This is a genomic window from Pseudomonas grimontii, assembly GCF_007858185.1.
Taxonomy (GTDB): domain Bacteria; phylum Pseudomonadota; class Gammaproteobacteria; order Pseudomonadales; family Pseudomonadaceae; genus Aquipseudomonas; species Aquipseudomonas grimontii.
The window spans coordinates 1-12139 of sequence record NZ_VFES01000026.1; the positions used below are offsets into that span (position 1 = coordinate 1).

The 12139-nt window shown below is 60.9% G+C and carries 9 protein-coding genes; 4 read left to right on the plus strand and 5 right to left on the minus strand.

What is annotated here, in order from left to right:
* Positions 1-224: 224 nt before the first annotated feature.
* Together FIV39_RS28200 and FIV39_RS28205 are read right to left on the minus strand one after the other, a co-directional pair.
* Complete coding sequence (locus FIV39_RS28200; protein WP_090403217.1) at positions 225-836, minus strand: imm11 family protein; 612 nt, start codon at positions 834-836, stop codon at positions 225-227.
* An 11-nt stretch (positions 837-847) separates the two neighbouring features.
* Positions 848-5206: an RHS repeat-associated core domain-containing protein gene (locus FIV39_RS28205; protein WP_090403213.1), complete on the minus strand. Its 4359-nt coding sequence runs from the start codon at positions 5204-5206 to the stop codon at positions 848-850.
* A 285-nt stretch (positions 5207-5491) separates the two neighbouring features.
* Between FIV39_RS28205 and FIV39_RS28210 the strand changes: the two genes are divergently transcribed.
* The 4 genes from FIV39_RS28210 (at position 5492) to FIV39_RS28225 (ending at position 10079) form a co-directional block, all read left to right on the plus strand.
* Positions 5492-6466 carry an ABC transporter substrate-binding protein gene (locus FIV39_RS28210; RefSeq protein WP_090403210.1) on the plus strand — a complete coding sequence of 325 codons (975 nt, stop codon included), beginning with the start codon at positions 5492-5494 and terminating at the stop codon, positions 6464-6466.
* A 10-nt stretch (positions 6467-6476) separates the two neighbouring features.
* A complete protein-coding gene (locus FIV39_RS28215; RefSeq protein WP_090403208.1) occupies positions 6477-7832 on the plus strand; it encodes an LLM class flavin-dependent oxidoreductase in 1356 nt (451 codons plus the stop codon).
* A gap of 136 nt (positions 7833-7968) precedes the next feature.
* Positions 7969-9138: an acyl-CoA dehydrogenase family protein gene (locus FIV39_RS28220; protein WP_090403206.1), complete on the plus strand. Its 1170-nt coding sequence runs from the start codon at positions 7969-7971 to the stop codon at positions 9136-9138.
* Entirely contained in the window at positions 9135-10079 is a 945-nt protein-coding gene (locus tag FIV39_RS28225; RefSeq protein WP_090403203.1) for a D-isomer specific 2-hydroxyacid dehydrogenase family protein, read from the plus strand. The genes FIV39_RS28220 and FIV39_RS28225 overlap by 4 nt, the downstream gene beginning before the upstream one ends.
* Before the next feature lie 119 nt (positions 10080-10198).
* Here the strand turns inward: FIV39_RS28225 and FIV39_RS28230 are convergent, their stop codons facing one another.
* From FIV39_RS28230 to tolQ, 3 genes are read right to left on the minus strand one after another with little or no spacing between them, the layout of a single operon-like run.
* Complete coding sequence (locus FIV39_RS28230; RefSeq protein WP_090403200.1) at positions 10199-10969, minus strand: energy transducer TonB; 771 nt, start codon at positions 10967-10969, stop codon at positions 10199-10201.
* The gene (gene tolR, locus FIV39_RS28235; protein ID WP_090403198.1) at positions 10966-11412 is read right to left on the minus strand and encodes a protein TolR; all 447 of its coding nucleotides are present in this window, start codon (positions 11410-11412) and stop codon (positions 10966-10968) included. Before tolR ends, FIV39_RS28230 begins: the two co-directional genes overlap by 4 nt.
* A gap of 14 nt (positions 11413-11426) precedes the next feature.
* Positions 11427-12119, minus strand: coding sequence for a protein TolQ (gene tolQ, locus FIV39_RS28240; RefSeq protein WP_090403196.1), 693 nt, complete (start codon positions 12117-12119; stop codon positions 11427-11429).
* Positions 12120-12139 lie beyond the last annotated feature (20 nt).

Consider the following 12139-nt stretch of genomic DNA (forward strand, 5'->3'; position numbering starts at 1 on the left):
GAGAACGAGGTCGGCAGCCTCGCGTTTGAATTCAGGGGAAAAGGTACGGCGTTGTTTGGTCATCTGACACCTCGTTCTGGCGAGCATTCTCGCCTAAATGGGTGTCCGGTTTCATTAGACCACTACAGATTCTGCTCTTCAATGTAGTAAGGCTCGCGCACCTCCTCCAGCGTGTTGCCCCTTTATCCGATAAGAGTATTTCATCGATCTAATCGCCTACCGGATCAAGCTTGTTTTTTATAGGGGTTAAATAAACGGTTCACAATGTAAAAGCCTAGTCCATTATCTCCTTTGAATTTATTTTGGATCATGGAGTCGGCTAGCTCCTGGGAAATCAAAAGGTCTCCCGAATCATACTCGCGAGCTATTGCACGCATTCCGACGGCATTGTCATGAAGCCAAATTTCGTTGAAGTAGAGTATTGACCCTTCCTCAGATAACTCTGCTACTGACTTGCTGTGATCAATTGCTCTTATCGCTTCAACTGCATTCATAATGTAATAAATTTCGCCGATGTCCTCTCCGTCGGCGGTAATACTCTTCGGCGTCAACAGTTCGACGTCCAGACCTGCGCTCTGGACAAGGAAGTCCGCCAGTCGGGGGCTTACCAACGGGATGTCGCCCAACAACCATAAGCAATCATAATCTAGGACTTTTCTCTTCGAACATGAGAAAAACACTTCGGGTTTATCCATGCCGGCTGGATAAGGTTTGCCGACCAGCAGAGATAAATAATCAAAATTCGAGCCCACAGTTTCATATGATCCATGTTCGGCTGCATATGAACCAATCAGTTTTTCGTTGTAATAGATAGGTGCTTTCCAACTCAAGATCACTTCCGATTCTCCTAATTATAATGAGCACCAAAGCGTGCAATTTTATTTAGCTGTCTTTCGCCTGAGCGTAGCAATTGGCGTTCATTGAGCACTATTTTTTCCAGGGCAGTGCGGTATTGGGCCTGACTCCAACCGTTTTGTTTGCCAAATTTCTCCACCTGGTCCATTTTACTTCCAAGACTCTGGTTGACTCTGCCCGCATGGCGACCTTGATGGATTGATCGTCGCCCGTCAGCAACAGCTTGGGTTTTATTAGGCAGGAATATTTTGTTTTGTCTGCTTTGCAAGTCAAATCCCGCCAGTTTGAGCAACGGATGATTTTTCGTGCTGCCGTGTTTATCACTCAGTATATGGTGGTCTTGGTATCCCTGTTTTTTCAAATGGTTGATACGTCGGTTTATCGACGAAGTACAACTCCATCCCAGCGGATCTATCCAGCCGTATGGATTAGTTGCGTACAGGTATAGATTAACTCCCCCCGCCAACCCAACCGGATCCGGCGTCGTAAACCGCCCCGCATCCGGGTCATAAAACCTGAATGTATTGAAGTGCAGCCCCGTTTCCCGATCCAGATACTGCCCCTGAAACCGCAGATTCTGCTCTTCAATGTAGTAAGGCTCGCGCACCTCCTCCAGCGTGTTGCCCCACACCCGATAAGTCGCGCGCCACACGTTGCGCCCGTCGGCTTCCGTCAGCTGTTCCGGCAGCCCGTTCAGGTCGTTGTGGTAATAGCGCACGCGCTGGTGTTCGCCCTTTCCGTCGACTCGGGCAAGCGGCGCGTAGCCGTCGTCTTCATAGAGGTAGAGGCTGGTCTGGCTATGCCGATGTTCCTGCAACAGGCGCAGGCCGTCCCAGTCGAAGCGGGTTTCGCTCTGCGGATAAGCGTGACTGTCGTATTCGACTTTACTGATGCGTCGGCCGAGTGGGTCATAGCGCATTTTTACCCGCGTTTCTCGCCCGTTTTTCTGGCTATGCACTTCGATCAGACGGTGTTCGGCGTCGTAGACGAAGCGTTGCAAGCCTCGGAGGGTGCTACGTTTTTCGATCAGCCGACCAAACCCGTCGTAGCGGTAGCGCTTGTCCTGATAGGTCAGCAACTGGTTGTGCCTCACTAATCCGGCGCCAGCCTGGGGCCCATCCAGCAAATTGGCGGCAGCATCGTAGGCGAAGGTTTCCTGCTGACCTTGCGTGTTGTCCTGGGTAGCGATAATTCGACCGGTCGCGTCGTAGTGCAGCAGTTGGCGTCGGCCGTCTTCCAGGCGGCCGATCAGGTTGTCGGCCGGGTCGTATTCGAAGGTTTTTTGTTGGGAGGGCGGCAGCTGCCGGGGTTGGCCTGTTGGGCTACGTTTACGCGAGCGTAATCGGCCGCAGCGGTCGAACTCGCTGCGGGTGGTGATCTGCCCTTGGGTGCGCAGCACTTCGCGGTGCAGGCGGTCGCGTTCGAAGTCGCTGATGACGTGGCCGTCGAGGTTGAGCTGGTGCAGGTGGCCGCTGCCGTAGTACAGGCGATTGAGCCAGCGACCGTCGGGCAGTTGCGTCTGGATCAGGTTGCCGAGTTCGTCGTAGTGGTGGTTCAGGCTGCCCGCAGCGCTGTGTTCGGTGAGCAGTTGGCCAAGTGGATCGTAGACGAAGGCCAAGGTCTGGGTGGTCTGGTCGTTGCCGGTGAAGGTGACGCTGGTGAGTTGGTCCAGGGGGTCGTAGGTGTAGTCGGTGCGACCATCATCGGTCACTTTCGCCCGCAAGCGCCCGGCTGCATCGCGCTCCAGGCGATGCACGATAGAAGAGCCCTCGTTCACGGGCACGTATTCGATCGCTGCCAGGTTATCCCGCGCATCGTAGGCATAGCGCCGCGCGCTGCCATCGAGGCCTTGCTGTTGGGTGAGTCGGTCGCCCTGGTCCCAGGCGAAGCGGTAGCGCTCGCCGTTTTCATTGGTCAGGGTTTGCAGGCGGCCGTAGGCGTCGTGACGGAATTCGATCTGTCGGCCTTGGGCATCGACGCGCTGTCGGACCTGCCCACGGCGGTCGTATTGGTAGCGGGTGATCTGGCCGGCTGCATCGGTGTAGGCGATCAACTGGCCGCAGGTGTCGCGCAGATAATGCTCGATATGCCCATACGGCCTTTCGGTTTGCAGCAGGCGGCCCTGGCTGTCGTGTTGATAGCGCTGCCGCTCACCCGCAGCATCGATCACGACGTGCAAGTGGCCCCGACGGTCGTACTCGAAGCGTGTGGGATAGCCCGAACAATCGACGTACTCAATCAACTGCCCGGCTTCATTCCAACGCTGGCGGCTATTTTTTCCGGTGGTGTCGGTGATTTCGACTACCTGGGCAAACGCATCATGACGGTAGCGGGTGACCTGCCCCAGCGGATCGGTTTCGCTGACACAGTTGCCACGCGGGTCGTACTGATACTGCCAGGCTTGGCCGGCGGCATCGGTCTCCACCAAAGGCAGCGACCAATGCTCCAGCCACACCGTGGATTCAGCGCGCCCCAACGGATCTTGCGTCTCGCACAGATTGCCGGAGGCGTCGTAACCGAACTTCCATTGACCGTCCTGGGGGTCGGTGGCACCGAGCAACTGGCGCTCGTCATTCCATTCAAACTGCCAGGTTTGACCGAGGCTGTCGGTATACGCGGTGATCTGGTACTGAGCGTTCCAATGGCGGGTGCTGACCCGTTGCAAGCCATCGGTAATCCGCGTGGTTCCGGCGTGTAGGTCATAGTCGAACTGGTAGTCGTCGCCCTCGTCGGTCCAGTGTCGGACCACGCGCCATTCGCGGTCGTCCACACAGCCCCATTGGTAAAAACAACGTAGCCCGGTGGGCCGTTGGTGTTCGACCATGCGCTGGCCGTTGTCATAGGCGAAACGGCGATGTACATGCCCGGCAGCGTCGCGAACTTCAGCCAGGTTGCCATCAGCGTCATAGCCATAGCTGGCAAGGATTTCGCGACTGTGGTCGGTGTACAAGCGATCAATCTGCTCGACCCGGCCTGACCATTGCTGGCTGTAGCCCAGTTCGATTCGCACATCGTTGAAGGGATCGCGTAACTGGCTCAGGCGGCCTTGGGCGTCATAGTCAAGCAAGAGGCGGTTGTCATTGCGATCCCCCAACTGACTCAGGCGCAGGTGCGACGAATTGCCTGGCGTTGGTTCGAACAACCGATAGCGCCCGTCGACACTTTCAATCAGCAACTGGCCGTTGCTATGGCGCCGCACGCTCAACCCCTCTCCGGCGCTGAACACCGCACCACCCAGCGGGATCACGCCCATGTCGATCTGGCGAGCCTGCTCATCGGTGTAGACCAGTCGTTCACCCCCTTCGGGATGCACGCCAATGTCGACGCGGGCTTCATAAACCACGCTCCAACTGGCGCCGAACAGACCGTCACGACGTTCATCTCGACTGCAGTAATAGCGCTGCCACTCGATCGGCAGCAGTCCTGGCAAAGCGAAGTCCAGGTCGTCTTCACCGTCGAGGATCTTCGCGCCCGTGGCGCTGTGCACCGGGTTGGGCGAACCCGCGACCGCAGCGGTCATCGCATTACTTACCTGGCTGCTGCCCCACGACACCAGCCCGCCCACCGCCATGCACGGCAACTTGCTGAAGAACTTCGCGCCCCCGCCGCGCAACGTCAGCAACGCCGTCACCGCCAACCCCACGCCCGGCGTCTTGCCGCTGCGAATCTCACGCACCACCACGGGCGCGCCACCGATGATCACATTCGGCGAAATCTGTACATTTGCGACCTTGGCTTCGCAGGTGCTCCGGTCTCCACTGCGCACGGCGGGCTGGCCGTTGATGAACACCGTGCTGGAACCTTCGGCCAGGAACTGTTCCGGCATTGGCGGGTGTTTATTGCAGTCGACTTTATCGGCCGGACAAGGCACGGCGCCTGCCACTGAGGCAGCCACCGTAGGGCGCCATAACTGAGAGAAAAAGCCTTCGGCGATATCCAGATAAGACGGCTCCCCCCCTGGGGCCGCGATGACATCCGAAAGTTTGCCGGCCGCCCGCGCGGCGGGTTTAGCGTTGATGAAGACGTTGGGCGAGCCGCTGCTGATGAATGCGTCGATGACCGGAGGGAAAAAAGCATTGGCAAAAGACTCACATAATCGTGAGAGGCCTTTATCCGCGCCGGTCTGGCTCATGCCGACGCCGACCACCACACCCACGACGGCGCCCAGTACAACGCAGCCGAGGCCGCCCGTTGTCACGGTGAAGCCCGCTGCGGCAACAACAGCGGCTGTCGCCAAGGCCGTCACGGCTACGTTGGCGGCAATCTCCAGGACGCCGCCTAACACGTCGGCGAGCATTGAACTGTGCACAAGCGCATCACCCTCGCGGGCGGCCCACAGCGTGTCAGTCATGCGTAACGATCCGTGTCTGAAAAGACCAGGATCAAATCACGCGATTGTGTCCTTGCTCAGGTGAGACTTTCCGAGAAAATCGTAGGAAAGCTCCTGAGACGCCACATTCAGATGCAATTAATGAATAATTAATATGAAAATAATCAATTATTTTAATAATTAACATATAACCAAAAAGACCTTCACAATAGGTTTTTATGGGAATAACGTGAACTCCTCTCACCGACCCCTTCTCCAGGCGGAGGTAGCCGAACCCTTTATCGATCTGCCTGGAGCCTGCATCCCATGGTCTTTTCCACTCCGTTCAAACACCTGCTCCTGGCCACCTCCCTGGCCCTTGGCCTGGCCACCAGCGCCCACGCCGCCGACCTGCAACCGCTGCGGGTGGCCAATCAGAAATCGACGATCAAGACGCTGCTGGAAGTCTCCGGTGAAAGTAAAAACGTGCCCTATGAAATCCAGTGGTCGGAGTTCCCGTCCGCCTCGCCCCTGGGCGAAGCCTTGAATGCCGGGGCCGTGGATATTGGCGCGCTGGGCGATGCGCCCTACGTGTTTGCCCTCGGCGCGGGCGCCTCGCTCAAGGTGGTCAGCATCATTCACGCCGAAGGGCGTAACACCACCGCCCTGCTGGTGCCCAAGGATTCGCCGATCAAGACGGTGGCCGACCTCAAGGGCAAGAAAATCGCCACCGGGCGTGGGTCCATCGGGCACTACCTGGCGATCAAGGCCCTGGCCACGGCCGGCCTGACCACAAAGGATGTGCAGTTCATTTTCCTGCTGCCCAGCGAGTCGCGCCTGGTACTGGATAACGGCACCGTCGACGCCTGGTCGACCTGGGACCCCTACACCACCGTGGTCACCTCCCAAAGCCAAGCGCGGATCGTGGCCAGCGGCAACACGTTGTTGAGCAACCACCTGTACCTCGCCGCCACCCGCCAGGCCATCGCCGACAAGCGTACGCAGCTGGACGACTTTGTCGCCCGCGTCGACCGCGCCTACGCCTGGGCCAATACGCACCCCAACGAGTACGCCGCCGCCCAGACCAAAATCACCGGGCTGCCGCTGGCCGTACATGTGGCTGTGGCCAAGGAGACCCACCTGAGCCCGGTGCTGATTGACGACAGTGTGATCAGTGGCCTGCAAGCCACCGCCGACACCTACCAACAAGAAGGCCTGCTGCCCCGCCACATCGACGTGTCCCAGGGCTTCGACAAGAGTTTTAACGCCAAGCGTGCCCCCCTCAACCAAGCATCGCGCTAAGGAGCAGAACATGAGCAAGCCACATCAATCGAAGCCACGCCATTTGAAACTGGGAGCGATGGTCCATGGCGTCGGCCACGGCTGGGGCGAATGGCGCCATCCGCAGGCGCAACCCGACGCCAGTACGAATTTCGGCTTCTACAAGCAACAGACCGAACTCGCCGAAGCGGCCAAGTTCGACTTCGTGTTCATCGCCGACAGCCTGCACATCCACGCCAAGTCCAGCCCGCATTACCTCAACCGCTTCGAGCCGCTGACCATCCTCTCGGCCCTGGCCGCGCTGACCACACACATCGGCCTGGTGGCCACCGTGACCGTCAGCTACACCGAGCCCTACCAGGTGGCGCGCCAGTTCGCGTCCCTGGACCATATCAGCGGCGGTCGCGCCGGCTGGAACGTGGTGACCTCGTGGCTCAGCGGCACCGCCGACAACTTCGGTAAAGCCGAACACCCACCCCACGCCGTGCGCTACCGCATCGCCAAGGAGCACCTGAACACGGTCAAAGGCCTGTGGGATTCCTGGGAAGACGACGCCTTTGCCTACAACAAGCAAAGCGGCGAATTCTTTACCCCGGGCAAGCTGCACGCGTTGAACCACAAGGGCGAGTTTTTCTCGGTCAAAGGCCCGCTGAACATTGCGCGCTCGCGCCAGGGCCAACCGGTGATTTTCCAGGCGGGCACCTCCGAGGACGGGCGTAACTTTGCGGCGCAGAACTCGGACGCCATCTTCGTGCATGTGGAAAGCATCGAAGAAGGCCTGGCCTACACCCAGGACCTCAAACGCCGCGCCAAAGGCTTTGGCCGCGACGCCGACAGCCTGTCGATCCTGCCGGGCATCCGCCCGATTGTCGGCCGCGACGAGGCCGAAGTGGAAAGCCGCTACCAGCAGGCCGTGGAGCTGGTCACCGTGGAAGATGCCATCGTCGCCCTCGGCCGCCCGTTCAACGACCACGACTTCAGCCAGTACCCGCTGGACGCGCCCTTCCCGGAACTCGGCGACCTGGGCGCCAACAGCCAGAAAGGCGGCTCCGACCGCATCAAGCAACTGGCCAAGGACGAAGGCCTGACCCTGCGTGAAGTGGCGCTGCGCTTCTCGCGGCCCAAGCGTGATTTTGTCGGCACCCCGGAGCAAGTCGCCGATGCGATCCAGACCTGGTTCGAGCGCGGCGCCAGCGATGGTTTCATCATCAACTCGGTGCTGCCGGACGGCTTGCAGTACTTCACCGAACTGGTGGTGCCGGTGCTGCAACAGCGGGGCCTGTTCCGTAGCGAATACACGGGCCACACCCTGCGCGACAACCTCGGCCTGGACGTGCCGGCCAACCGTTACAGCGTGATCGAAGCCCGCGAAAAGGCCCTGGCCTGAACACTATCCCCGGTGGGAGGGGGCTTGCTCCCGATTGCGGTAGGCCTGTCACAGATGGATTGACTGACACACCGCAATCGGGAGCAAGTCGAATCGTCGCACCGCCCCTCCCACATTTTTGACCGAGCACATACTGATGACTCAATCGTCTCTACGCACTGTGAACGTTGTCGATTTCGATGCCCTGCTCGAATACTTGAGCACCGAGCTGGCCGGCACCGCGCACCTGTATGACGAGAGCGGCGCCTTCCCCCACGCCAACTTCCAGCGGCTGCATGACCACGGCCTGGTCGCCCTCACCGTGCCCAAAGCCCTCGGTGGCGGCGGTGCCAGCCTGCCGCAGGCGCGCAAGGCGATCAGTGCAATTGCCAAGGGCGAACCGTCTACCGCACTGATCCTGGTGATGCAATACCTGCAACATACCCGCCTGCAAGACAGCAAGACCTGGCCGCCCCATCTGCGTACACAAGTGGCCGAGGACGCGGTGCGCAACGGCGCATTGATCAACGCCCTGCGCGTCGAACCCGACCTCGGCACCCCGGCCCGTGGCGGGCTGCCGGCGACCACCGCCGTGCGCACCGCTGAGGGTTGGCGCATCAGCGGGCGCAAGATCTACTCCACCGGCAGCCATGGCCTGAGCTGGTTCAGCGTATGGGCGCGCAGCGATGACACCGACCCGCTGGTGGGCGCCTGGCTGGTGCCCAAGGACAGCCCCGGCGTGAGCATCATCGACACCTGGGACCACCTCGGCATGCGCGCTACCTGCAGCCATGAAGTGCTGCTCGACAACGTACTGGTGCCGCTGGACCACGCCGTCAGCGTCAGCCCCTGGAGCGCGCCGCAACCGGAGCTGGATGCCGACGGGTTCCTGTGGATGTCGGTGCTGCTGTCCTCGGTGTATGACGCCGTGGCCCAGGCCGCGCGGGACTGGTTGGTGAACTGGCTGGAAGAACGCCAGCCGTCCAACCTCGGTGCGGCGTTGTCGACATTGCCGCGTTTCCAGGAAACCGTCGGGCATATCGACACGCTGCTGTTCGCCAACCGCAGCCTGCTCGACGCCGCCGCCGACGGCCACACCCCGGCCGCCAACGCCGCGCAGTTGAAGTACCTGGTCACCCACAACGCGATCCGCGCCGTGGAACTGGCCATCGAGGCCTCCGGCAACCCCGGTCTGTCACGCCATAGCCCGCTGCAACGCCACTACCGCGATGTGCTGTGCAGTCGCGTGCATACCCCGCAGAACGATGCGGTGCTGCAAGGTGTCGGTAAAGCCGTGTTCGCCCAACGCCAGAAGGAACGCACATGACTCAGGTGATTATTGCCAGCCAGTTGGACGAAGACTACAACGACGTGATCCGCGCACGCCTCACTGCGATCCACCCCGGAGCCCAGGTGATCGGCGTGCCGGCGGGCGTGCCGAGCGACCTGCCGCCCCAGGCGAATATCCTGCTGCTGCGCCCGATCAACGTGCGCGGCTACACCGCCCCGGACACCCCGCCACCGGGCTGGCCCTACGGCGCGCAATGGGTGCATTTGGTCTCATCGGGCATCGACTTCTACCCGCAATGGCTGTTCAACGGCCCGCCGGTGACCACCTCCCGGGGCAGCGCCGCCGACAACCTCGCCGAGTTCGCCCTGGCGGCGATCTTTGCCGCAGCCAAGCATTTGCCGGACATCTGGGTGAAGGACTCGCAATGGAATTTCACCGCCCTGCGCCCACTCAAGGGCACCACCCTGGGCATCCTCGGCTTTGGTGCGATTGGTGAAAGCCTGGCGCAAAAAGCCCTGGGCCTGGGCATCAACGTTGTGGCCCTGCGTCAGAGCCAGGCACCGTTCGGCGCAGGAGTGCAGCCCGCCAACGACATCCACGACCTGTTTGCCCGCGCCGACCACTTGGTGGTGGCAGCGCCACTGACCGACGCCACGCGGCATATCATCAACCGCGATGTGCTGGGCAGCGCCAAGCCGGGGCTGCACCTGATCAACATCGCGCGTGGCGGTTTGCTCGATCAGGAGGCGTTGCTGAAGGCGCTGGATAACGGCCAGGTCGGCCTGGCATCACTCGACGTGACCGAGCCGGAGCCATTGCCGGATGGGCACCCGTTGTACAGCCACCCACGGGTGCGGTTGTCGCCGCATACGTCAGCGATTTCGACCAATAGCCGCAACGAGATTGCCGATACGTTTTTGGCGAATCTGGAGCGCTACGTTTCAGGGATCGCACTGGCGAATCTGGCTAACGCCTGACGCCGTTCAAAAATGTGGCAGGGGGCAAGCCCTTATGCCGGTCAGTTAAGGAGGAACACTGTAACTGTGGCGAGCGGGCTTGCCCCCTCCCACATGGGTCTTGTGTCAGTTGGAAAATATCATTTGATGCGGTAGTGGAAGGTGTTGCGCACCGCCGGCACGGCCACGGCCTTGCCATCAACGATCCTCGGCTGGTAGCGAAAGGTGTTCGCCGCCGCCAGTGAAGGCCGGATAAACAATGGGTGGCAGCCGTCCAGCACCTTGGGGTTTTCCACGCGGCCTTGGGTGTTGACGCTGTACTCCAAGGTGCAGTCGCCTTCGATGTTCTTGTCCAGGGCGCGCTCGGGATAGTCCGGTGCCTCCTTGCTCAGGGGTTGGTATTGGCGGCTGTCGAAGGCCGGTGCAGGGGCTGGCGCGGGTGTGGCAGCCCGGGCTTTTTCAGCGGCCAGGCGTTGCTGATTGAGGCGTTGTTGTTCCAGCTCGCGGTTGCGTTGTTCGGTGGCCAGGCGTTCCTGCTGCTCGAGTTTCTTGTCTTCGACGCGTTTACGCGCCAAGGCGGCTTTCTCGAGTTTTTGCGCCTGGATCTGCGGGTCGACCGTGGGCTTTGCCGGTACCGGTACCGGTACCACCAGCGGCTCCGACGGTGCGGGTGCGGCCATCACCGGCTCAGGCTCGGGTGCTGGCGCAGGCGGCAGCATGACCAACTGCGTGTGCATCACACGCGGGGCATCCACCACCGGCTTTTGCGTCGACCAGCCGAGCATCAACGCGGCCAGCACGCCCACGTGCAGCGCCACCGCCAGGCTGGCGGCGAGGCTGTTTCTCCACAACCCGGAAGCATCCCGGGGCGCCATCGTCAGTGTGGGACTGTGCATGATCATCGCCGTCATTGCGGGGCCTCGGTCACCAGCCCCAGGTTGCTGACCCCACCCTTCTGCAACACCGCCATGGCCGCGACCACACGGCCGTAACCGGCGTTGTCGTCGGCACGGATGTAGACCTGGGTGTCGTTGCGCGCCGCCACCACCTGCATGACCTTGGCACCCATTTCATCCAGGCTCACGGCACTGTCGGTCTGGTGTTGGGTATCGAGTTCGCCGCCAAGGTTCCAGTAGTAGCCACCGTCGGCCTTTACCGACAGCGTAAGGATCTGCTGGCGGGTGTCGGTGGCCAACGCCTCGGCGGCGACCTTGGGCAGGTCGATCTTCACGCCCTGGGTCAGCATCGGCGCGGTGACCATGAAGATCACCAGCAGCACCAGCATCACGTCGATATACGGCACCACGTTCATCTCGGCCTTGGGCCCGTGCTTGCGTTGCGGCCTGACTAACATGGGAGTTGCTCCTTTCAGGCGGCCACGGCCAGGTTGATCGACGTACCGCGCAGGGTGCGGTGCAGGCGCACTTGCAGCTCATTGCCAAACGCGTAGTAACGGGTGAGCAGGGTCTGGCCGCGCGCCGCGAAGCGGTTGTAGGCGATCACCGCCGGGATCGCTGAAAACAGGCCGATAGCCGTGGCGATCAAGGCTTCGGCGATGCCCGGCGCTACGGTGGACAACGTGGCCTGTTGCACCTGGGAAAGGCCGATAAAGGAATTCATGATGCCCCACACCGTGCCGAACAGGCCGATGTACGGGCTGACCGAACCCACGGTCGCCAGAAATTGCAGGCCCTTTTCCAGCTCGATTTCCTGCTCGGTGATCGCCACCTGCAAGGCCCGCTCCACGCCTTCGAGCACCGCCGGATCATGACCGTGCAGGTGCTGGTATTCCTGGACCCCGGCGATAAAGATCGGCGCAATGCCGCCCTCGCCCGCCTGTTGGATCTCACGGGACAGCGCCTGCAAATCCGGCGCGGCGCGAAAGCGCTGCACAAAACCGTTTAACTGACGCTCCAGGCGGCGCAGGACACTGCCGCGCTGGATAATCAGGTACCAGCTGAGCAAGGACGCCAACAGCAAGGTGACCATGACAGCCTTGACCAACAGGCTGGCGTCGCTGATCAGTCCCCAGATCGTCATATGTTCCATCGTCGCGTGCATAGTGAATCTCCCATTCGATT